The organism is Streptomyces sp. NPDC012510 (assembly GCF_042955065.1).
Lineage (GTDB): Bacteria > Actinomycetota > Actinomycetes > Streptomycetales > Streptomycetaceae > Streptomyces.
Genome location: NZ_JBIBEN010000016.1, coordinates 218662 through 239807, shown reverse-complemented (window position 1 = coordinate 239807; position 21146 = coordinate 218662). Strand labels below are relative to the sequence as shown.

Genomic DNA, 21146 nt, shown 5'->3' with positions numbered 1-21146 from the left:
GAGACGACACTCGGGTCCTGAGCATGCACAACCTCAGCCCACAGCACGAAAACAGTCCACCGACTCCGTCGGCGGACCGTCACGAAACTTCGAGGTTAACGCCCGGATGTGGGAGCCGTCGACGGCCGCCCGGGAGAAGTCCAGGGCATTCGCGCTGCGGAGCCTGGCAAGGAGTACCTCGTGCAACCGGGGCCACACCCCCGCCTCGGACCACTCGGCCAGGCGGCGCCAGCAGGTCATGCCCGAGCCGAAGCCGAGTTCCTGCGGCAGATGCTCCCACGAGATCCCGGTGTGCAGGACAAACAGAATGTCCTGGAAGACAAGCCGGTCCGGATGCCGCTTGCGTCCCGGGGGCCGGGGGCGCCGCTCCACCTTGGGCAGTAACGGCTCGATCACCGCCCACAGCTCGTCGTCGATTTCCCACGGCTTCGGCCGCGCCACCCCACACCCCCGGTTCACCAGTTCCGGAGTGATTCAACCTCCTCGAAGATCATTTCGTTAGGGGTTCTAACAGGCAGGTTGAGCGTCGTTGGGTCATCGCAAGGGCCCTCTCCGGTAGCAATATAGGCGTACGGTTATAGCACGCGATACCGTCCTCATGTGCCGAGAGTTGCCAAATCACATGAAGACCTGATGAAGCATCAGTAGGGTACTTATTCCGGATTCAATGGTTGCGTCCATAGCGTCTCTGGGTGCTATCTCCTACTTGTGGCCTTGTTTTTCGGGAACTGCCCTGGAAAACTACTGGGCAAGAGAGGATGGCAAAGGCAAGTCCATTATTCTCTCTGATTCCCATGGCGGTTCGGGCAGTAATCCGAGAAGGAGAGAAATGGGTATTCGTATTCGATTGGCGACCGGGCTTCTGCTGGCCGCTACTGCGGGCGGGGTGGTGGTCGGTCTCGCGCCGGCAGCCGGGGCCTCCCCGGTGGTCGAGGCCTGCAAGCCCTCGAAACCTTCTTCGTGCCTGATTGAAGGGCCGTTCAGCTCGGACGAAGAAGGTTTCGAGGCATGCAAGGCCCGGGCCCAGTACTGGACGGAAGAGACCCGAATACTCCACATGTGCCGGTACAAGGACGGCTCGGACGGCGTCGCCGCGGGCTGGTGGGTCTGGATGTATAGCTGAGGTTTCCTCGCCGGGCAACGTCCCGGTATCCGCCTCTTTCCTGTTCGGCGGCCCGGTCACTGGAGTGGCCGGGCCGCCGAAGCGGTTAGGCGAGCCCATCTCCCCCGCATTCCGGGCCGGGCCGCCGGGCGCCCGGCGAGGGCCAGCGCGATCTTCTCCAGCGCCCGGTGCAGCGAAGCCGTGCGCCGGGCGAACCGCTCGGTGAGCCCGTCGACCTGCTCGCAAGGTCCGGCGATCACAGTCCCGGGCTGGGCATATGAAACGGCTCAGGTCGATCATGGTCCGGTGCCCGGACACCGCCACGTCCGCCAAGCGCCGCCGGTGTCCGCCCTGGACACGGCCCGACACCGTCCCGCACCCCGGACAAACGGCCTGCCCCGTCGCGGTACGCGCCGAAAAGGTCAGGCGGTGTCCAGGTCACATCGGAGGCAGAGAACGGCTGTCGCGGCGCTTGGGCACGACGGCCGAGGTCACCACCGAGCCGGTCGTGGCCTCCTGCACGACCTCCTGCTGACCTGGGCGCCTGACCTTTTCGGGCTCGGGAATCAGCAGATCGCCGATCTCGCAGCCGAGCACGACGCAGATGACGTCCAGGTCTTCCAGCTTGAGGGAGACCGGCTGGCCGGACCACAGACCGGACATCTTCCCGGCCGAGATCACCAACCCGTGTTCGGCCAGGCTCCGCTGGAGCTCGGACGCCTTCCAGATCCTCTGGTTCGCGGCGGTAAGCCGCAGGTTCCACTTCATCCCATCAGTCCTTCCAGCCGCTTCGCGGCCCGCTGCTGCCCGGACACCCAGGCGTCCTCGACCCGGGTCTGCTGGACGTGGATGTACCGCATCGTGGTGGCGATCCAGGAATGGCCGAGGACCTCTTGGATCCCGAGCAGATCAAGTCCTCCGAGGTAGAGCTCGGACGCGCAGAAGTGCCGCAGGACGTGCGGCGTGAGCTTGTCGGCCCAGCCAGGCAGATGGGCCTTCGCCGCAGCCGCCAGACCGTTTCGCAAGGCGTCGTCGCCAACGCGGCGCGAAGAGCCGTCTGCATTCTTGCGCTCGGACGGAAACAGCGGGGCACCGGGGCGGGCGTGATCGTCGTCGTACTGACCCCAGACGTCCTCGATGAACCACCGCAGCGTGCGGTCGGCGCCGTTGATCAGCGGCACCATCCGCTCACGCGGGCCCGAGCCGCGGGCGCCCTTGCCGTGACGGACGTAGAGCTTGCCGAAGCGGCCCAGATCCCACTTGATGTCGGTCAGGTCGAGCTTGCACGCCTCGCTCACCCGAAGCCCGACCTGCGACAGTTTCGATGCGGTGTAGTTCCGCGCGGTCGACGCGAACTTGCGGCAGGTCGCCAGCTCACTGCCCCAGCCGGTGAACAACGTCTTGATCTCCGGCCCAGTGGGCGGGATCCGCAAAGCCGCGTCCTTGGATCCCCGCGGCCGGTTCATCTCATCAATTGGGCACTCAACGACCCGCCCGGTCATTCGGTGGATCTCGACCTTGTGCCGCAGCTCCAGGAACAGGAAGTACGTGGTCAAAGCCTGCGCACGGGCCAGCCGCGTGCCGCTCGGCGAACCCCGTAGCACCTTCCCGAAGTACACATCGGCGTCAGCCGGCTCCATCTCCCACTGCGGCCAGCCGAACCAGGACCGCATCTGGTCCAGGTGCCCGATGTCCCCGCGGATCGTGCCGTCCGCCAGCCCCGCCGAAGCCCGCGCGAGCACGAACCCGGCGAGCACATCGGTCTCGAACTGCTCCAGTTCCTCCGCCGAGACCGGATCACGGAACTCGCGCAGGTCGCGTACGACAGCCAGCGCCAACCCGAGCCTCCTCACCTTCACGCCGATCACAGATCGATCGGACGAAGTGAGAACGCTGCAAGAATCCCGAAGTTAGCAAGCAGAGGAAGGTGATGCCGGCCTCGTCGTCTCCGGCGTGGACGGCGACCCGTACGGCGCCGGGGGCGGGCAGGACGCCGCGCAGACGGCAGCCTTCGGCCAGGGGCGCGTTCAGGTGGTACAGCAGCAGACGGCTGACGGCCGCCTGCTGCTCCCGGTCCTCATGGTGCGTCACTTGTTCATCATCGGCGCCACGGTCCCGTCACCGCGAAGGTCGTGCCCGGGGCGTAGCAGTTGACGTACATCGTGTCGCCGTCGGGGGAGAAGGCGACGCCCGCGAACTCACCCCACTCCGGCTCCTCGGGGGTGCCGATGTTGTTGGCGTTGCGGGCCATGGCGTAGACGTGGCCCCGGCGGGTGACGCCGTAGACGTGCTGGGCGCCGTTGCCGTCCTCACAGACCATCAGGCCGCCGCTGGGGGCGAGGCAGATGTTGTCGGGGGACTCGCCGGGGAGCTGGATGTCGGTGTCGGGTCCGAAGACGATGACGAGGGTGAGGGTGCGGTGGTCGGGGTCGTAGCGCCAGATCTGGCCGTAGTGGTCGGCGGCCGAGCCCTCCGCGCTGCGGGCGAAGGAGGAGACGAAGTAGACGCAGCGACCGCCCCAGTAGCAGCCCTCCAGCTTCTGCGCGTGGGTGATGCCACGGCGGCCGAAGTCCTGGTGGCGGATGGCCGTCTGGGCGGCGAGGGGGTCGGGGACGTCGACCCATTCGATCCTCTCGAAGCAGGCTCCGGTCTCCTGGATCGAGGAGAGGTCGGGTACGTCGGGGACGCGCATCGCCTGGAGACGGCCGCCCGCGCGCAGTGAACCCAGGCCGCCCTTCGGCTTCTCGGGGAGGAAGCGGTAGAAGAGACCGAAGGGCTTCTCGAAGGCGTCCTCCGTCTCGTAGACGACGCCTCGGCGCGGGTCCACCGCGATCGCCTCGTGCTGGAAGCGGCCCATCGCGGTGAGGGGTACGGCTCCGGAGCGGTGGGGGTTCTCCGCGTCGACCTCGAAGATGAAACCGTGGTCTTTGGTGTAGCCGTTGGTGCCGGCCTTGTCCTCGTTCTCCTCGCAGGTCAGCCAGGTGCCCCAAGGGGTGGGCCCACCCGCGCAGTTGACGGCGGTACCGGCGATCGCGACGCGTTCGGAGAGGACCTTGCCGCGGGAGTCGAGAGTCAGGGACGTACAGCCGCCCTTGCCCGCCGGGTCGTAGGTGAGGCCCTCGATCGTGGGGACCGGGATACGGCCGTTGTGGCGGTTCTCGTGGTTGCGGACGAGGTGGACACGGCCGTGTCTGCCGGGGAAGGCGGACATACCGTCGTGGTTGCTGGGGACCTGGCCCTCTCCGGAGCGGAGGGGGTCGCCCTCGCGGGAGAGGACCTTGTAGCGGAAACCTTTCGGCAGGTCGAGCAGGCCGTTCGGGTCGGGGATCAAGGGACCGTAGCCGTTGTCGGAGTGGCCGAGACCGCTCTGTGCGGCGGCCGTGCCGACGAAGAGTTCGGACAGGGCTCCGGTGAACGCGATGCCCGCTCCCACGGCACCGGTACGGGCGAGCGCCTGACGACGAGTCACTGACACGGGACAACCTTCCTGTTGGCGGACAGGATGCGACCCGCCTGTGTGTATCACGTGGTCACGGCCACGTGAACCACGCGCGTAGAGGGAGACGGGGGAGTCGCCCGGGTGTCACTCGGTCGGAGGGGGCGGGAGGGGCGGGGTCCGGAAGGGCTCGGGGGGCTTCTGGGGCCAATGGGACGCGGGACCGGAACGATCGGAATCGGGGGTGCCGGTCTGTAGGCGAGGCCTGGGCCGGTCAGAGCTCAGGGGGCGGACCGGGCGGGGGATCCGGGGGCGGGCCGGCCTGGGCTCGTTCCAGGAACCTCAGGAGTTCCACGGGGAAGGGGAGTACGAGGGTGGAGTTCTTCTCGGCGGCGACCGCCACCACCGTCTGCAGCAGGCGGAGTTGGAGGGCGGAGGGGGTGTCGGCCATCTCCTTCGCCGCCTCGGCGAGTTTCTTGGAGGCCTGGAGCTCCGCGTCGGCGTTGATGATGCGGGCGCGGCGTTCGCGGTCGGCCTCGGCCTGACGGGCCATGGAGCGTTTCATGGTCTCCGGGAGGGACACGTCCTTGATCTCGACGCGATCGACCTGGACGCCCCAGCCGACGGCGGGGCTGTCGATCATCAGCTCCAGGCCCTGGTTGAGCTTCTCGCGGTCCGAGAGGAGGTCGTCCAGGTCGCTCTTGCCGATGATCGAACGGAGGGAGGTCTGGGCCATCTGGGAGACCGCGAACTTGTAGTCCTCGACCGTGATGAGGGCGCTCGCCGGGTCGACGACCTTGAAGTAGACGACCGCGTCGACGCGCACGGTGACGTTGTCGCGGGTGATGCCTTCCTGGGCCGGTACGGGCATCGTCACGATCTGCATGTTCACCTTGCGGATGTGGTCGATGGCGGGGACGACCATGGTGAAGCCGGGACGTCTGGGGTCGCCCCGCAGGCGACCCAGGCGGAAGACCACGCCGCGTTCGTACTGCTTGACGACGCGGGCGGCGGCAGCGACGTAGACGACGGCGGCGGAGCCGACGGTTGCGGCGGCTACGAGTAGCTCTTCGACCATGACGACGCCCTCCGAGCCGTCCTGTATCACTGGGAATACCACGATATGTCGGGGGTGGGGGTGGGGGCGACCGCCGTGGGGGTGCGCCGGGGGCCTGTGGCTGGGCGGAATCCCGGTGGGGCCCGCGACTGGGGTGGGGCGGGGGAGCGGGAGACGCGCACCGCAGCTTGGGCGGCCGGGGGAGCGGGAGACTCGCCGCAGCCAGGGCGGGCGGGCGGTGGCACGGCCGGCTGTGGCCGGGGCCCTGGACGGCCCCGGCTCGTGTTTCTGCCGAGTAGCGCGGTAGCGCGGCAGCACGGGGGCGCCCCGGTCCGGGGACCGGGGCGCCAAGGTGGGTGCGGTGGAGGTCAGGGGGTGGCCGACGGGACCTTTTCCGGTTCGGGGACCGTCATCCGTACCGGCTCCGTACCCGTCGCGCTGTGCCGGGCCGCCCAGTTCTCCAGGGCGGTGCGGCAGGCGTGGTCCAGGTGGTGGAGGCCGGTGAGGTGCAGCTCCACCGGGCGGTCCTGGGGAAGGGACTCCAGGTTGTCGAGGATCTTCGGGAGGCGCAGGAAGGTCGCGTTGCCCGAGAGATAGGCCTGGACGGGGCCGGCGCCCTTGTCTATGACCTCCAGCTTGATGTGCGAGGCCTCCCAGGCGGTCTTGGCCACGGAGAGGGCCAGACCGATCAGTACGCCCTCGAACATGTTCACCGCGACGATCGCGACGGCCGTGGCCACGAGGATCAGCGCCTCGCCCCGGTGGCTCCGCCACAGGGAGACGACCGCACTGAACGGGATGAGCTTCCAGCCCGCGTGGACGAGGATGCCGGCCAGGGCGGGGAGCGGGATCAGGGCGAGAGCGCCCGGCAGCAGGGCCGCGAAGAGCAGGAGCCAGACACCGTGCATGACCCGGGACGCCTTGGTCTTCGCGCCGGCCTGGAGGTTGGCGGAGCTGCGCACGATCACCGCCGTCATCGGCAGCGCGCCCAGCAGCCCGCACACCGTGTTGCCGGCACCCTGGGCCATCATCTCCTTGTCGTACTGGGTGCGTGGACCGTCGTGCATCCGGTCCACGGCCGCCGCGCTGAACAGGCTCTCGGCGGAGGCGATCAGCGTGAAGGCGAGGATCGTGCCGAGCAGAGCCACGTCCGCCAGTTGACCGAAGGCGTCCAGGCCCGGGGGCTGGATGACGTCCAGCAGGCCCTTCACCTCGACGTTCGCCACCGGCAGGTTGAAGACCAGGGTGGCCGCGGTGGCCAGGAGGACCGCCGCGAGGGCGCCCGGGACCACCTGGACCTTCTTCGGCAGCTTCTTCCACAGCACCATCACGGCGATGGTGCCCGCGCCGAGCGCGAGGGAGGCGAGCGCCGCGGTGCTGCCGACGGCCTCGACGAAGGCGCCGGGCAGACCCGCGATCTTGTCGATGCCGGAGGCGGGGGCCTTGAGGCCGGCCGCCGCGTAGAGCTGGCCCGCGATGATCACGAGGCCGATGCCGGCGAGCATGCCCTCGACGACGGAGACGGATATGGCGCGGAACCAGCGGCCCAGCTTCAACGCGCCCATGGCGAGCTGGAGCAGACCGGTGGCGAGCACGATCACCCCGAGGGCAGGCAGCCCGAACTGGCGTACGGCCTCGAAGACCAGCACGGTCAGACCGGCCGCCGGACCGGAGACCTGGAGGCTGCTGCCGGGCAGCAGTCCGGCGACGATGCCGCCCACGATGCCGGTGACCAGGCCGAGTTCGGCCGGCACCCCGGAGGCGACGGCGACGCCCACGCACAGCGGGAGAGCGACCAGGAACACGACGAGCGAGGCGCCGAAGTCCTGCCGCAGATGGGGGAATTTGGACATGGCGGAGGTCTTGGAAGTCATCTCGGAAACCTGGCCGCCGCTCACAGAATCTCGAACTTGTCGGTGTCCACGCGGTGTTCGCGCACGGCGCCGGTGTGGACCTCGTAGTACCAGCCGCGGAGCCGGAGGCGGCCGTCCGCCAGGCGCTTCTCCACGCAGGGGTAGGAGCGCAGGCGCAGGAGCTGGCTGAGGACGTGGTTCTGGACCCCGTCAGCGACCGTCGGGTCCTCGACCGGCCCCTGCGGACGCGGGGTCGCGTGGGTCAGCCAGTCGCGTACGGCGGGTACGGCGTCGAGGTCGTCGCCGCGGACCAGGGCGCCGACGGCACCGCAGTGGGAATGTCCGCAGACCACGATGTCGGTGACGCCGAGGACCTCCACGGCGTACTCGATCGTGGCCGTCTCACCTGTGGGGCGGTCGGACGTGTACGGGGGGACGATGTTGCCGGCGGTGCGCAGCTCGAAGAGCTCGCCGGGGCGGGCGCCCGTGATCAGGGCAGGGACGACCCGGGAGTCGGAGCAGGTGATGAACAGGACCTCGGGTGACTGGCCTTCGGCCAGCCTGGCGAACTCCTCAGGGCGCTGTCCGAAGGTACGGGCGTTGTCGATGAGGGGCTGCATGATGTGGTGACTCCTCCTGGCGCGCCTCGGTGGCGCGTCGGGCTTGCACGACAGATGTGTGGGGGGGAACAGGCTCCACGCGGCTCAGCAGCGGAAGACCTGGAGAACGGCCGGGGTGTGGGCCGTGGGAGGTCTCGAAGCCCGGTGGTACCGGGGCGAGGGCCGTTCCGGTTCGCTCGCGGCCGCCGGGTTCTCCCCCAGCGACGGACGCGCGGGCGTCCCGGGAACGGTGTGGGTGACGGCGCGGTGCCGGTCCCGTGTGCGGCGAGGACCGGTCGGGTCCTCGGAGGGTGCGCACATGCGGTGGGTGACGGACTTCTCACGCACCGGTTTGGCCTTGAGGGTGTTTCCGGGCTCGGCTTTGGCCTTGACATGACCCAGCGTGTGCGCGGCTGCGAAGGAAGCCGGGGGAGCGAAGAACTGGAGAGCGAACAGGACGGCGGCCAGCGCCGAAAGGACGGTCCGGGTCGTCGTGCCGCGCAACATATGCCTCCCCGCTGCCAGTTCTCGGTTTCTCCCGTGCGTCGACAGTTACTCGACTTGGTCAATCGATGGTCAACCGCTGGTCAAGAAACACATTAACCCTGCAAAGTTGTTTGCAGGGTTAACTTAACGTTGCGAGCTGAAGAGAGCCTGAAAAGCGTGGACGAGATGGCCGAAAACAACCCTTGACGCAAGGGAGTTCGCCTGGGGCAACTTTACGGTTGGGCGGAGTAGATCCAGTCGAAGCCGTCGTATCCCTCGGTGTCGAGATGCTGCGCTCGACTGAGCCCGGCGCGCATCGCCACGCGCTGGGAAGCGACGTTGGCCGGTCTAACGCGGGCGATCAGCGGGAGGTCGGGCAGGTGACGGGATGCCCAGGTGACGACCGCGCCCGCGGCTTCACCGGCGAAGCCTTGGCCCCAGGCTGAGGTGGCGAAACGGTAGAAGAGGTTCAGGACCGGGGCCCCGTGCAGTTCCATGGGCTTGACTCCGCAGAATCCGAGCTGCTGAGCGGAGCCGTGGTGCCGGACGACCCAGTACCCGTATCCGTGCTGCTGCCACTGGCCGTCCCAACGCTGGTAGAGCGCCTCCGCCTCCTCGAACCGGGCGAGCGCGTCGGACGGGTTGTGGGTACAGGTCTGAGGATCGCGGTGGACGGCGAAGATCGCGTCGACATCGGATGCGGTCGGGCGTCTCAGCAGCAGCCGTGCGGTTCGCAGCTCCACGGCTGCCGGGCTCCGGTCACTCATGTCGATACCGCCTCACTTGTGCGGAAGATTCGGTTCAGGTGGTGGTCCAGGACGGTGGTCGTGGACTCCGGACCGCGCTGGTCGACGACGGAGCGCGTGCCGAGTTTCGCGGACATGGCAAGCAGGCCGGCTGCCTCCAGCCGTACGTCCACCCCGGGCCTGAGCAATGCCGCTTCCTGCGCCCGCCGGAGAAGTTCGGCCAGGGCGTCTTCGGCGGCGTCAGGGTTGTTGATGAAGGGCAGTCGGTCGGTGGGCGTTGTTCAGCGCCGGGCAGGTGACTGCTCCACGAGTCGCTCGGCGTCGCGCGCGAGGGCGGTGAGGCGGGAGATGGCGCGGAAGTACTTCTTGCGGTAGCCGCCGTTCAGCATCTCCTCGCTGAACAACCGGTCGAACGGCGCCCCCGAGGCGAGCACGGGGACCTCGCGGTCGTACAGCCGGTCGGCGAGCACCACGAGCCGCAGGGCGGTGGACTGGTCCGGGACCGGCTGGACGTCGGTCAGGCACACCGCCTTCAGGCCGTCCGTCAGGGCCCCGTAGCGGCTGGGGTGGACGCGCGCCAGGTGGTCCAGCAGATGCGGGAAGTCGTCGAGGGAGGCGCCCCCGGTGGCGTACGCCGCCTTGGTGACGGTCTCCTCGGAGTACGGCGCCGGGGCCTCGGGCAGGCCACGGTGACGGTAGTCCTCGCCGTCGATGCGCAGGGCGCGGAAGTGGGCGGACAGACCCTGGATCTCGCGCAGGAAGTCGGCCGCCGCGAACCGGCCCTCACCGAGCTTGCCCGGCAGGGTGTTCGAGGTGGCGGCCAGTGCCACGCCCGCCTCGACGAGCTTACCGAGCAGGGTCGACACCAGGACGGTGTCGCCCGGGTCGTCCAGTTCGAACTCGTCGATGCACAGCAGACGGTGCCCGGAGAGGGTCTGGACCGTCTTCTGGAAGCCGAGCGCGCCGACCAGGTTCGTCAACTCCACGAAGGTGCCGAAGGCCTTGAGGGAGGGTTCGGCCGGGGTGGCGTGCCAGAGGGAGGCGAGGAGGTGGGTCTTGCCGACGCCGTAGCCGCCGTCCAGATAGACGCCGCGCGGGCCTGCGGGGAGCTTGGGGGACTTCGCCCTGCCGAGGCCGAAGAAGCCGCGCTTGCCGGTGCCGGTCGCGTGCGCGCCGCCCAGGCCCGCCGCGAAGCCGCTCAGGACACGGACGGCCTCGGTCTGGCTGGGCTGGTTCGGGTCCGGGATGTACGTCTCGAAGCGCACCGAGTCGAAGCGCGGTGGCGGCACCATCTCGGCGACGAGCCGGTCCGCGGGGACATGCGGCTCGCGGGTGCACAGGGAGAAGGGGACCGCTTCGGACAGCGGACCGATTCCGGACACGGTGGCTGAGGACGACGACACGGTTACCGAGTCTAAGGGCCGTGCCACACTGCACGGATGCGACGCCTGTTCCCTGTGACCGAAGAGACAGCGGCCCGGACTCCGGAAGCGACCGGTGGTGCGCATGCGACCGGGGTTCGCACGGCGGAGGGCGGTACCGGCCCGGCGGGTGCCCGGCCGCCGGGCGAATGCGAGGGGGCGGGGGCCCTCGGAGGGTCGGAGTTCGTCGACCGGGAATGGGGGCTCGACGAGTTGGCGGCGGCGTACGCCTATCCCGAGCCGGCGTCGGGTGGCGGTCGCGAACCCTGGGTGCGGGCCAACATGGTGTCCACGCTCGACGGCGCGGCCCAGCACGGCGGGCGTTCGCAGCCGATCTCCAGCGACGCCGACATGCGGATCTTCGGCACGCTGCGGGGACTCGCGGACGTGGTGATCGTCGGGGCGGAGACGGTGCGCCAGGAGGGTTACCGCCCGGCACGCGCGCGTGAGGCGTTCGCGGCGGCCCGCCGGGCCGCCGGACAGCCCCCCGCCCCCGCTGTCGCGGTGGTGAGCGCGAGCCTGGACCTGGACTTCTCGCTGCCCCTGTTCACCTCCCCGCTGACGCCGACGATCCTGCTGACCGGCGCCGCCGCGGCCCCCGACCGGGTCGCCACCGCGCAGAAGGCCGGTGTCCGGGTGGTGATCGCCGGGGACGGCATGGGTGTCGACCCCGCGCGGGCCGTACGGGCCCTCGCCGATCTGGGGATGACCCGGCTGCTCAGCGAAGGCGGACCCCGGCTGCTCGGCCAGCTCATCACCTCCGACGTCCTGGACGAGCTCTGTCTGACCGTCTCGCCGATGCTCACGGCGGGGGACGCGCAACGGATCGCCGGGGGCCCCTCGGTGCCGGTGCCCAAGCGCTTCGCGCTGGCGTCGTTGCTGGAGGAGGCCGGGTTCCTGTTCGGTCGTTACCGTCGTACGTGAAAGCGGACGGAATCTGCCGTTCCGTTTAGTTTTCGCCGGGCACACTAGAGACCCTGAGGAGTGAGGGCCCGTGGGGTCCTCCGAGGAGAAGGGCGCCTGAGGTGTCGTTCACGAGCGTATTGATGATCGAGAAGGCTCTGACGTCCGCGGACGTGGAGTTCGTCACGACTCTGCACGGCGACGAGCAGGCCTCGTTCCATGTGCTGCTCCAGCCGCGGGGGAATCAGGCCGACCGGTTGCTGCGGGCCATCGACGACCTCGCCCTCGGTGAGCTGGACGAGGCGGCGCGGGAGGGGGAGACGCCGGAGGGGGAGCAGGCGTTGGACGCCGGGGAGCGTGCGCTGGAGGTGTCGTTGCAGGCGCTCAGGGGGGCGGGGAGCACGGCTGAGGGGCGGTTGATCGAGGACCATCCGCTGGACGCGTTGAAGTCCTTGGTGGAGGAGGTAGGGGCCGACGAGGTGTTGGTGCTGACCGATCCGCACTATGTGGAGGAGTTCTTCCATCGGGACTGGGCTTCTCGGGCTCGGCACAAGGTGGGGGTGCCGGTGCTGAAACTGTTCTCGCACGCGCGGGCGTAGGGCCGGGGGCGCCGTGGGGTTGCCGTGGTTCGTCGGCTGCGGGTTCGTCGTGGCTGGTCGCGCGGTTCCCCGCGCCCCGAGAGGCGGCTGCGCCGCCGTCCGGGCGCGGCCCCTCGCCCCTGGGCCCAGGCAATAGGGTAGGGACGCGCCTGCTGTGGGGCGTGGATCGTCTTCGTACCGTCGCTTGGAGAACACGCATGGCACCCGGACTGCCTACCGCCATGGATCGGCCGCACTTCATCGGTATCGGTGGGGCCGGGATGTCGGGGATCGCGAAGATCCTCGCCCAGCGTGGGGCGAAGGTCGCCGGCAGTGACGCCAAGGAGTCGGAGACGGCCGAGGCGTTGCGGGCGCTCGGGGCGACCGTGCACATCGGGCACGCGCGGGAGCACCTCGCGGACGACGCCACGTGTGTCGTCGTGTCGTCGGCGATCCGTGCCGACAACCCCGAGCTGGCGCGCGCCGCCGAGCTGGGGATCCCCGTGGTGCACCGGTCGGACGCGCTGGCGCGGCTGATGGACGGGCTGCGGCCGATCGCGGTGGCCGGCACGCACGGGAAGACGACGACCACGTCCATGCTGGCGGTGTCGCTCGGGGAGCTGGGGCTGCAGCCGTCGTACGCGATCGGCGGCGACCTCGACGTTCCCGGATCGAACGCGCTGCACGGGGACGGGGAGATCTTCGTCGCCGAGGCGGACGAGAGCGACCGGAGCTTCCACAAGTACGCGCCCGAGGTGGCGATCGTGCTCAACGTGGAGCTGGACCACCACGCCAACTACGCGTCGATGGACGAGATCTACGAGTCCTTCGAGACGTTCGCGGGCCGGATCGTGCCGGGTGGCACGCTGGTGATCTCCGCCGACCACGAGGGCGCTCGGGAGCTGACCTCCCGGCTCTCCGGGGTACGTGTGGTGACGTACGGGGAGCGCGAGGACGCCGACGTACGGGTGCTGTCGGTCCTGGCGCAGGGGCTGAAGAGCGAGGTCACGGTACTGCTGGACGGGCAGGAGTTCGTCTTCGCGGTGTCCGTGCCCGGCCGGCACTACGCGCACAACGCGGTGGCCGCGCTCGCGGCCGGTGTCGCGCTCGGGGTGCCGGCGGCCGAGCTGGCGCCGGCGCTGGCGGCGTACACCGGGGTGAAGCGGCGGCTGCAGCTCAAGGGCGAGGCGGCCGGGGTGCAGGTCATCGACTCGTACGCGCATCACCCGACCGAGATGACGGCGGACCTGGAGGCGATGCGGGCCGCGGCCGGTGACGCGCGGATCCTGGTGGTCTTCCAGCCGCACCTGTTCTCCCGCACTCAGGAACTCGGCACCGAGATGGGACAGTCCCTGGCGCTGGCGGACGCGTCGGTCGTCCTCGACATCTACCCGGCCCGTGAGGACCCGATCCCGGGGGTGACCAGCGAGCTGATCATCGACGCCGCCCGGAGCGCGGGCGCGGACGTCACCGCCCTGCACGACAAGGCGGAGGCGCCCGCCGTGGTCGCGGGAATGGCGAAGCCGGGTGATCTCGTTCTCACCATGGGCGCGGGTGACGTGACGGACCTGGGCCCGAAGATCCTGGACCGTCTTTCGAGCTGAGGGGCTGAGGCGCATGTCGTACGACGTCGAGAAGCCGGACGAGCAGTGGCGGGCGGAGCTGACACCGGCCGAGTACGCCGTGCTGCGGCAGGCCGGTACGGAGCCCGCCTTCACCGGTGAGTACACCGACACCAAGACCAAGGGCGTCTACTCCTGTCGCGCCTGCGGTGCCGAACTCTTCACCTCCGAGACGAAGTTCGAGTCACACTGCGGCTGGCCGTCCTTCTTCGACCCGAAGGACAGCACGGCGGTGGAGCTGCTCGACGACCGGTCGCACGGCATGGTGCGCACCGAGGTGCGGTGCGCGCGGTGCGGCTCCCACCTGGGGCACGTCTTCCGGGGCGAGGGGTATCCGACCCCCACCGACCAGCGGTACTGCATCAACAGCATCTCGCTGACGCTCACCGCGGACGAGGGCTGACGGCCGGGGCCCGCAGCACAGCCGTGAGGGGGGCCGACGGGGCCGGTCGGCGACGCCGGTCCTCGGGCCGGCCGGCTGGTGACGCCCTTTCACCCGTGTCGCTCGTACACCCGCCGCCGGGTTGACGACGTGACTACTGTGTGAAGGGTGTCGACGGGGCGGATCGAGCGAAATTGAACGGACTGGTCTACTTCCTGGCGGCCGCGATCCTGTGGGCCGGCTTCGCCGCGCAACTGCCCGGTCTGTGGCACAACTGGCGCGATCCGCTCAAACGCGTCCTCTGCGCTGTGATCTTCCTCGCCGGCTTCTGCTTCACGCTCGGCGCCCCGCCCACCGTCGGCTTCATCAACCGCGCCATCGGTGTGCCCAACGCGGCGGCCTGCGTCACATACGGGGCCGTGAACGCCTTCTCCGCCGCTTCCCTCGTCCTGATCGCCCACTGGCGCGGTGCCGACGACCCGGCCCAGCTACGGCGGGCCTCCCGCACCTGGCTGCTGGCGTACGCGGTGGTCATCGCGGCGCAGACCGCGCTCTTCGTGGCCGGAGACGCACCGGTCGAGCGCCGCACCGACTTCGACACCTACTACGCCGGGACGCCGTTCATCCGCGAGATGATCGTCCTGTATCTCGCGGCCCACCTGGCGGCGGCTGTCACCACCACCGTCCTGTGCTGGCGCTGGACCTTCCAGATCACCGGCTGGACGCGCCGGGCCCTGGCCGTGCTCGCCGTCGGATGGCTGTGCACCAGCGCGTACGGCGTCCTCAAGATGATCGCCGTCGCCGGCCGCTGGAGCGGGCAGCACTGGGACCCGCTGAGCACCCGGCTGGCGCCGATGCTGGTCACCGTCGGCGCCACCCTCACCGCGGTCGGCTATGTCCTGCCGCTGCTCGGGCCGCGCGTCGACAGCCTCGTCGCGTTCCTGCGGCTCGGCCCGCTCTTCCGGCTCGTCGGCTCCAGGAACAGGGGCCTGAACAGGCGTGACACCTTGCTGTCCTGGCGCTCGCTCGGCGATGTCGAACTGCGTCTGACACACCGGACGACGGCCATCCGTGACGGTCTGCGGGACGTGTCCGTCCACTTCGACGAAGCCGTCCGTGAACGGGCCTACCGCCGGGCGCTCTCGCTCGGCTCCAGCGCCGGCGAGGCCGAAGCCATCGGGGACGCGGCCATGGTGGCGGTCGCCGCGTCGCTGTCAGGCTCCCCCGACCGCGCGGGGGGTCTCGACCCGGCCGTACTCGACAGTTTCGCCCTCGACGCCATGGCCGCGTTCGCCGACGGGTACGCCGGCCCCGAGCCCGGCGAACAGACCCTCGACACCGGTCAGCCCGCCCTGATCCGGTTGTCCCGGGCCGTACGGGCGGGCGTCGTCGAGGGCGCGGTCCGCGCGGAACGCGCCAGGAGCCGACAGGTGTGGTGAGCAGTCGGACGAACGCGGTGCGCGGAGCGACCGGGCCGATGTCGTGAGGTCGTGCTCCTTCCGGCCGGCTATGGCGCGGACGGCTCCATCGGGCTCAGCGTGTGGAACCGTCGTCCCTGATAAACGAGCGGCTCCCGTCCGCCGACCACCACGTCGACCACCTCGATCAGGATGATCGTGTGGTCGCCGGCGGTGACGCGCTGGTGCACGAGGCCCTCGAACGACGCGGTGGCGCCGTCGAGCAGGGGAGCACCGAGCTTTCCCAGGGTGCAGGGCGCTGTGTCGAACCCGTCGACGTCGAGCGTCGCGAAGGCCTGCGTCAGCGGGTGCTGGTCGGCCGCCAGGACGTTGACGGCCACTGTCTCGGCCCGGCTGAAGGCAGGGTGGACATCGGCGGTCTCGGCCAGACAGACCGACATCAGCGGCGGGTCCATCGACACGCTTGTCACCGAGTTGGCGGTGAAGCCGTACCGCTGCCCGTCCACTTCGGTGGTGACCACACAGACGGACGTGACCATCGAGGACAGTCCGTCGCGGTAAGCCTGAGGGTTGGGCATGTCAGACCACCGCCGTGGTGCCGGCGCACTCCGGCGCGTCGTCGGCCGTCGGCTCGGGGGTTCGGTGCGGGGAGGTCGGCCCGGAGACCGACGGGGACAGAGGGGATCTCATCATGTCGTGCCTTTGCTGAGGGATGCCCCGACGCTAGGACGTCATGTATTGCATGTCAATACGCCATCTCGCATTAGTGTCCGATGGGGCCAGCGGTGAGTCCTCGATCAGGGGGCGACCACCGGTTGTGTCAGTTCGTCGCCCTCACCGCGTCCGTGATCACCGCCGCGACCTCCTTGGGGCGGGAGACCGCCACGGCGTGCGAGGCGCCCTCGATCTCGGTGACGGTGGCGCCCGGCGCGCCGGGCGCCGAAGCGCTGGACGTCGGGGTTGATGGCCTCGTCGGTGTCGGCGTCGGCGTCGGTGTCGGTGTCGGCGACCCCGGCCGAGGAGGGCTTGGTCCGCCAGGCGGCGGTCGCGGTCTTCTCGGTGAACACCGAGGCGGACAGCGGCCGTTGGGAGACGGCGAGAAGCCTGGTGACCTCGGCGGGAACGTCGGCGGCGAAGATGCCGGGGAAGGCCTCCGGCTTGATGGTGACCTCCACGGCCGGGTCGGCGCCCTCGACGGGGTACGTCCACTCGTCGTGGTTGGCGACGAGCGGGGCGAGCGGGAAGCGGCTCTGCAACTCGCCCAGGCTCTCGCCCGCCTCGGGGACGTACGCGGCCACGTAGACCAGGCCCACCCGGTGCGCCTCGCGGAGTTCCGCCCCCGGGTCGATGCCCCAGTTCGTCGGAGAGCCTCGCGCGAACCGCCCGGTACGTGGTCAGCTCCTCAGCTTCGCGTCCGGTCGCGGCCAGTGCGCGGATGAGCCGGGCCGGCAGGGGCTCGTCCAGCGGGTTGTCGGCGGCGGTCTCCTGGAGCACGGACAGGACGGCGCCGGCTGTGTCGGCGCGCAGCGCCGCGTCGGCCGCCTCGCGTACGGCCGCCACCCGTTCACGGTCGACCGCACCGAACCCGGCGCGCTCCCGCACCTCGGCGGGAAGCCCGGCCCCGACCGGCCCCACCCGCACCGACCAGAACGGCGAACCGCACCGGCTCCAGTGCCCATTCGGCCCCTTCGTATCTCGTATCTTCACGCCCCCAGGGCCGAGGCGCGGCGGTCGTCCGGTTGTTGCACGTGTCCTTCCGGCGGTGGCCGGCAACAGAACATGAATACTGGTGTCCCGTGAACGTACACCTGACGTGAGGAGCGCAACGGTGAACTCCGCCTGGGAAACGGCCACTTGGAGCACGGACGGCTCGGCTCGACCGGCAGTCCGGGCCGGGCGGCACGCGGTGGTCGTCGGAGGCAGTATCGCGGGCTTGCTCGCGGCGCGGGTACTCGCCGGGTATGCCGAGCGCGTCACCGTCGTGGAGCGCGACCGCTTCGCCGAGGAGGGCGAGGAGAGCGAGAAAGGCGGGGAAGGCGGGGTGACGACGGCTGGCCGGCCGGGCGTGCCGCAGGGCCGGCATCCGCATGTCCTGGTGGAGGGTGGTCAGCTCGCCCTGGACGCGCTGCTGCCCGGCTTCATGGCGGAGCTGAGGGCCGCCGGTGCCCCGAGGGTCGGGATGCCGTCGGACATGGCGCACTGGCAGGCCGGCCGATGGCTCCGCCGGGTGCCCGCCTCGACGTACCTCCACACCGGATCACGGGCGCAGGTCGAGCGGTTGATACGGCGTCGGGTACTCGCCGACCCTTCGATCACCCTGCTCGATGGCACCGACACGGTCGGCCTGCTCGGGGACGCCACCCGGGTGCGGGGCGTACTGCTGCGGGAGCGGGGTGACGGACAGCGGGGAGCGGGGCGGGAGTTGACGGCCGATCTCGTCGTCGATGCCTCCGGCCGAGGTACGAAGGCATCCCGGTGGCTGACGGCCCTCGGCGCCGAACCCCCGCACGAGGAGCTCATCGACACGGGGCTCGCTTACGCCTCCCGCGTCTACCGCGACACGACCGGAACCCTGGGCGGCGAACCGTCCGCCGACACCCTCGGCCTCTATGTCGTCCCCAACCCGGCGCAGCCGTTCGGCGCCGTCGTCGTGCCCCTGGAGGACGGCACCCATCTGGCCACCTTCTCCGGCCTGCGCGGAGACGAACCGCCGACGGACGAGGAGGAGTTCGAGTCGTATGCCAAACGGCTGCCACATCCGGTGGTGCACCGCTGGGTGCGCGGGGCCGAGCCGCTGTCCGCGGTCTCCGGGTTCCGAGGGACGGCGAACGTACGCCGCCGCTACGACCTCCCCGGTCGCCGCCCCGCCGGGTTCCTGGCCACCGGCGACGCCCTGTGCACGTTCAACCCGATCTACGGGCAGGGCATGACCGTCGCCGCGATGAGCGCCCTGGCCCTGCGCGACGTGCTGGCCGACCCGCGCCGTACGCCCACCACCCGTCGGGTGCAGCGGGCGCTGCTCGCGGCGTCGCGGCAGGCGTGGGACATCTCGGCAGGGTCGGACAAGAAGATGCCGGGGGTCGTCGGCAACGCGGGCGCCGCGGGGCCCGCGGACCGTCTGGCCGACTGGTATCTGCGACGGGTCCAGGAGCGGTCCCCGGGCGACCCCGTCGTGGGCCGTGCCTTCCGCTCCGTCCTCACGCTGAAGGAGCCGCTCGGCGCGCTGTTCGCCCCGGCCGTGGCACGGGCCGTCCTCTTCGGGCCCGTCAAGGAGACGCCCGTCGAGCCGCCGATGACGCGTGAGGGCCATGAGGGCGGTGAGGGCCGTGAAGGAACGGAGCACGGCGCTTCCTGACTCTTGACTCTCGTGGAAAGCGCTTGCCACACTCGCTGGCCCGCCCCAGGAATCGCCTGCCGCATCACCGCCCTACGGCCCGGTGTAGCGCTATCCGCGCCACCCCAGGTCACCAGCCCCCGTGAGCCCCTCGGCCGGGCATGTTCCGGTCGAATCGCGTTCGACGACGAGCATCGACGACGAGCATCGACCGCGCGTCGACGAGCATCGACGGCGAGCGTCGACGACGAAGACTGATGACGAGCGTCGATGATGGCCGTCGCCGACGACTGGTGTGTTGATGCCGCGAGTTGACGACGAGCGTCGCCGAGGCGCGTCGGCGACGGGGCAGTCAGTGGTCGAGTGGCAGGCGACCGACCCCCCACAGGAGAAGCCGAAATGGGACGCAGAGCCGCAGCCCAGCCCACGGGCCCGACGACCCGGGCCGCCGACGTGACCGCAACAGCCGCTAAAACGCCCGCCGTTGCCGCGACCACCCGCACCGCCCGCCGTACCCGGGCCCTCGTCACCGCAGCCTGCACCACCGCGCTGCTCACCGCCGCCGCACCGACCGCTCCCGCGAGCCCGGCACCGGAGTCGGCCGCCGCCCCGGCACAGGTCGCGGCGGCATGTGGCGAGGGCTCGTACCAGGCGGAGGCCGTGCTCAACGGCAGTACCTGGACCGCCCGGCGGGGAAGCAGCGTGACGTACACCGGTACCGACATGCGCGCGGCGATGCAGGCCGCCGTCAACAGCCTCACCTCCGGGCGGACTTCGAAGGAACGCGTCGTCGTGCGCGGCTCGGGCTCCATCGGTGCCGGCTCCCGGGTCTCGCTGCCCAGCTACACCGTGCTCGACGTGTGCGGCACGATCAACGTCACCGGTACGGGCAGCGGTGACCAGGCGCCCGTCTACTCGCGCGGCACCCGGGACATCGAGGTCCAGCACCTCAACCTCACCGGCACTCCGCTCTACGGGATCTTCCTGCGCAATGTCCAGAACGTCGTCCTCGGCCAGCTCGACATGCGCCTCTCGCGCGGCCTCGGCGTCCGGATCGACAACCGGGGCGACACCAGCCAGTGGACGCGCAACGTCAGGATCGACAACGTCTACGTGTCGGGCGCGAGCAGTCACGCGGTCGAGACGTACGGCGTCGACGGGCTCACCGTCGGCACGGTGACCGCCCGCAACGTCGGTGAGTCCGGGCTGCTCCTCAATCAGACGATCAACGCCACGGTCACCAAGGTCGACGCGGACGGCGCGGGCGCCGGCACCGGTTACGCGGCCTTCCGCATGGCCAACCGCAACGGCCGGGTGGGCAGTTCGTACCCGACCAACATCCGGGTCGGCGAGGTGATCGCGCGCGGCGGCGGACGCGGTGTCTTCTGTGTCTCCGAGAGCGGCGGCGCGGTGATCGACCGGATCAACCTCACCAACACCGGCAACAACGCGATCCTGATCGAGAACTGCTACAACGTGAACCTCGCTGCCCAGAGCGGCACCGTCTCCGGCGGTGGAGAGATCCGGCTCGCGGCCCGGTCGGAGTTCCCCAACAACCGTGACATCACCGTCCAGAACCTGACGGTCACCAACTCGTCCCTGCGCGAGAGCCCCTGCGGCGATAACACCACCTTCCGTAACAACCGCCTGGTCAACAGCGCCCAGAACATCTGCTGACCCTTGCTGGCGGGCGCGCCCGGAACTCACTCCGGGCGCGCCCGCCCTTCCGCATCGCCGCATGGACTCCGGCCTCGCCCCGGAGGCCGCCCGCCCTCGGGAGTTCGCCGGGCAGCGCCCGCGCCTGTGACGCGCTCGGCGCGGAGATCACGGGTCGGATGGGCAGGCGGCCGGACAGCGGTCTGCTCGCCGACCTCCAGCGTGCCGAGCCACGCGGACCACCTCCCGCGGCGTGACTCGCCATTGTCCTGCGGGCCATGTCCCACGCCGGCCACGCCCCACGAGCCGCTTCAGCGCGGCCTTCGTGTCGTCCCTGCCGCGCTCGCCCGGCGTCGCCTGGATGGAACCCTGGACCACCGGGGGGGACCCCGCGACGTCCGGTGAGCGAGACCTCGCACCGCGTCGAACAGCGGCTGAGCGGCCGAGGCCTGCCTCTGCTGCCGAGAGCGTGCCGTCCGGCGGGCGCCTTCCCCACCTCGTCGTACAAGGCTTGCGGGGAATCTTGACGGCGTTCATGTTACCGGTAACACTT

The 21146-nt window shown here is 70.1% G+C and carries 20 protein-coding genes and 3 pseudogenes; 8 read left to right on the top strand and 15 right to left on the bottom strand.

Going from position 1 to position 21146, the window contains the following annotated elements; genetic code table 11:
• Positions 1-99 precede the first annotated feature (99 nt).
• Positions 100-441, bottom strand: a pseudogene (locus tag ACFY9I_RS28365) (transposase); the annotation flags it as partial.
• A gap of 388 nt (positions 442-829) precedes the next feature.
• Here ACFY9I_RS28365 and ACFY9I_RS28360 point away from each other — a divergent pair.
• Positions 830-1123: a hypothetical protein gene (locus ACFY9I_RS28360; protein WP_391006635.1), complete on the top strand. Its 294-nt coding sequence runs from the start codon at positions 830-832 to the stop codon at positions 1121-1123.
• A 56-nt stretch (positions 1124-1179) separates the two neighbouring features.
• Here ACFY9I_RS28360 and ACFY9I_RS28355 read toward each other — a convergent pair whose 3' ends face one another.
• From ACFY9I_RS28355 to zapE, 11 genes are all read right to left on the bottom strand, one after another.
• Positions 1180-1362: a hypothetical protein gene (locus tag ACFY9I_RS28355; RefSeq protein ID WP_391006631.1), complete on the bottom strand. Its 183-nt coding sequence runs from the start codon at positions 1360-1362 to the stop codon at positions 1180-1182.
• A gap of 178 nt (positions 1363-1540) precedes the next feature.
• Positions 1541-1870 (bottom strand): helix-turn-helix domain-containing protein, encoded by a 330-nt coding sequence (locus ACFY9I_RS28350; RefSeq protein ID WP_391006628.1) that lies wholly within the window; start codon positions 1868-1870, stop codon positions 1541-1543.
• Entirely contained in the window at positions 1867-2940 is a 1074-nt protein-coding gene (locus tag ACFY9I_RS28345) for a tyrosine-type recombinase/integrase (RefSeq protein ID WP_391006625.1), read from the bottom strand. Before ACFY9I_RS28345 ends, ACFY9I_RS28350 begins: the two co-directional genes overlap by 4 nt.
• 260 nt (positions 2941-3200) lie before the next feature.
• Positions 3201-4571 (bottom strand): alkaline phosphatase PhoX, encoded by a 1371-nt coding sequence (locus ACFY9I_RS28340; RefSeq protein WP_391006669.1) that lies wholly within the window; start codon positions 4569-4571, stop codon positions 3201-3203.
• Positions 4572-4812: 241 nt separating this feature from the next.
• The gene (locus tag ACFY9I_RS28335) at positions 4813-5616 is read right to left on the bottom strand and encodes an SPFH domain-containing protein (RefSeq protein WP_391006622.1); all 804 of its coding nucleotides are present in this window, start codon (positions 5614-5616) and stop codon (positions 4813-4815) included.
• 347 nt (positions 5617-5963) lie between these two features.
• Positions 5964-7469, bottom strand: a complete 1506-nt coding sequence (locus tag ACFY9I_RS28330; protein WP_391006619.1) for a SulP family inorganic anion transporter — start codon at positions 7467-7469, stop codon at positions 5964-5966.
• A gap of 20 nt (positions 7470-7489) precedes the next feature.
• Positions 7490-8068 carry a carbonic anhydrase gene (locus tag ACFY9I_RS28325; RefSeq protein WP_391006616.1) on the bottom strand — a complete coding sequence of 193 codons (579 nt, stop codon included), beginning with the start codon at positions 8066-8068 and terminating at the stop codon, positions 7490-7492.
• An 84-nt stretch (positions 8069-8152) separates the two neighbouring features.
• Complete coding sequence (locus ACFY9I_RS28320) at positions 8153-8554, bottom strand: hypothetical protein (protein WP_391006613.1); 402 nt, start codon at positions 8552-8554, stop codon at positions 8153-8155.
• Positions 8555-8766: 212 nt separating this feature from the next.
• Positions 8767-9300 carry a GNAT family N-acetyltransferase gene (locus ACFY9I_RS28315; protein ID WP_391006610.1) on the bottom strand — a complete coding sequence of 178 codons (534 nt, stop codon included), beginning with the start codon at positions 9298-9300 and terminating at the stop codon, positions 8767-8769.
• Positions 9297-9467, bottom strand: coding sequence for a hypothetical protein (locus ACFY9I_RS28310; protein WP_391006607.1), 171 nt, complete (start codon positions 9465-9467; stop codon positions 9297-9299). Before ACFY9I_RS28310 ends, ACFY9I_RS28315 begins: the two co-directional genes overlap by 4 nt.
• A 93-nt stretch (positions 9468-9560) precedes the next feature.
• Positions 9561-10682: a cell division protein ZapE gene (zapE, locus tag ACFY9I_RS28305; RefSeq protein WP_391006605.1), complete on the bottom strand. Its 1122-nt coding sequence runs from the start codon at positions 10680-10682 to the stop codon at positions 9561-9563.
• 36 nt (positions 10683-10718) lie between these two features.
• Between zapE and ACFY9I_RS28300 the strand changes: the two genes are divergently transcribed.
• From ACFY9I_RS28300 to ACFY9I_RS28280, 5 genes are all read left to right on the top strand, one after another.
• Positions 10719-11624, top strand: a complete 906-nt coding sequence (locus tag ACFY9I_RS28300; RefSeq protein WP_391006602.1) for a dihydrofolate reductase family protein — start codon at positions 10719-10721, stop codon at positions 11622-11624.
• Positions 11625-11746: 122 nt separating this feature from the next.
• Positions 11747-12202 (top strand): indole-3-glycerol phosphate synthase, encoded by a 456-nt coding sequence (locus tag ACFY9I_RS28295; RefSeq protein ID WP_391006600.1) that lies wholly within the window; start codon positions 11747-11749, stop codon positions 12200-12202.
• A 197-nt stretch (positions 12203-12399) separates the two neighbouring features.
• Positions 12400-13785: a UDP-N-acetylmuramate--L-alanine ligase gene (murC, locus tag ACFY9I_RS28290; RefSeq protein WP_391006598.1), complete on the top strand. Its 1386-nt coding sequence runs from the start codon at positions 12400-12402 to the stop codon at positions 13783-13785.
• Positions 13786-13798: 13 nt separating this feature from the next.
• Positions 13799-14206: a peptide-methionine (R)-S-oxide reductase MsrB gene (gene msrB / locus ACFY9I_RS28285; protein ID WP_391006595.1), complete on the top strand. Its 408-nt coding sequence runs from the start codon at positions 13799-13801 to the stop codon at positions 14204-14206.
• Positions 14207-14379: 173 nt separating this feature from the next.
• Positions 14380-15624, top strand: coding sequence for an MAB_1171c family putative transporter (locus ACFY9I_RS28280; RefSeq protein ID WP_391006592.1), 1245 nt, complete (start codon positions 14380-14382; stop codon positions 15622-15624).
• Between the two features lie 68 nt (positions 15625-15692).
• On the opposite strand, the gene ACFY9I_RS28275 is transcribed toward ACFY9I_RS28280, so the two are convergent.
• From ACFY9I_RS28275 to ACFY9I_RS28265, 3 genes and pseudogenes are all read right to left on the bottom strand, one after another.
• Entirely contained in the window at positions 15693-16181 is a 489-nt protein-coding gene (locus tag ACFY9I_RS28275; RefSeq protein WP_391006589.1) for a flavin reductase, read from the bottom strand.
• Positions 16182-16423: 242 nt separating this feature from the next.
• Positions 16424-16916, bottom strand: a pseudogene (locus tag ACFY9I_RS28270) (alpha/beta fold hydrolase); the annotation flags it as partial.
• Between the two features lie 76 nt (positions 16917-16992).
• A pseudogene (locus tag ACFY9I_RS28265) lies at positions 16993-17205 on the bottom strand (BTAD domain-containing putative transcriptional regulator); the annotation flags it as partial.
• A 304-nt stretch (positions 17206-17509) separates the two neighbouring features.
• On the opposite strand from ACFY9I_RS28265, the gene ACFY9I_RS28260 reads away from it, so the two are divergent.
• Positions 17510-18958 (top strand): FAD-dependent oxidoreductase, encoded by a 1449-nt coding sequence (locus ACFY9I_RS28260; protein ID WP_391006666.1) that lies wholly within the window; start codon positions 17510-17512, stop codon positions 18956-18958.
• 378 nt (positions 18959-19336) lie between these two features.
• Complete coding sequence (locus ACFY9I_RS28255) at positions 19337-20614, top strand: hypothetical protein (protein ID WP_391006587.1); 1278 nt, start codon at positions 19337-19339, stop codon at positions 20612-20614.
• Positions 20615-21146: the final 532 nt, after the last annotated feature.

Coding starts and splice junctions, on each gene's coding strand:
- ACFY9I_RS28360 (WP_391006635.1), top strand. CDS start 830: ATGGGTATTCGTATTCGATTGGCGACCGGGCTTCTGCTGGCCGCTACT.
- ACFY9I_RS28350 (WP_391006628.1), bottom strand. CDS start 1,870: ATGAAGTGGAACCTGCGGCTTACCGCCGCGAACCAGAGGATCTGGAAG.
- ACFY9I_RS28335 (WP_391006622.1), bottom strand. CDS start 5,616: ATGGTCGAAGAGCTACTCGTAGCCGCCGCAACCGTCGGCTCCGCCGCC.
- ACFY9I_RS28330 (WP_391006619.1), bottom strand. CDS start 7,469: ATGACTTCCAAGACCTCCGCCATGTCCAAATTCCCCCATCTGCGGCAG.
- ACFY9I_RS28325 (WP_391006616.1), bottom strand. CDS start 8,068: ATGCAGCCCCTCATCGACAACGCCCGTACCTTCGGACAGCGCCCTGAG.
- ACFY9I_RS28320 (WP_391006613.1), bottom strand. CDS start 8,554: ATGTTGCGCGGCACGACGACCCGGACCGTCCTTTCGGCGCTGGCCGCC.
- ACFY9I_RS28315 (WP_391006610.1), bottom strand. CDS start 9,300: ATGAGTGACCGGAGCCCGGCAGCCGTGGAGCTGCGAACCGCACGGCTG.
- ACFY9I_RS28300 (WP_391006602.1), top strand. CDS start 10,719: ATGCGACGCCTGTTCCCTGTGACCGAAGAGACAGCGGCCCGGACTCCG.
- ACFY9I_RS28295 (WP_391006600.1), top strand. CDS start 11,747: ATGATCGAGAAGGCTCTGACGTCCGCGGACGTGGAGTTCGTCACGACT.
- murC (WP_391006598.1), top strand. CDS start 12,400: ATGGCACCCGGACTGCCTACCGCCATGGATCGGCCGCACTTCATCGGT.
- msrB (WP_391006595.1), top strand. CDS start 13,799: ATGTCGTACGACGTCGAGAAGCCGGACGAGCAGTGGCGGGCGGAGCTG.
- ACFY9I_RS28275 (WP_391006589.1), bottom strand. CDS start 16,181: ATGCCCAACCCTCAGGCTTACCGCGACGGACTGTCCTCGATGGTCACG.
- ACFY9I_RS28255 (WP_391006587.1), top strand. CDS start 19,337: ATGGGACGCAGAGCCGCAGCCCAGCCCACGGGCCCGACGACCCGGGCC.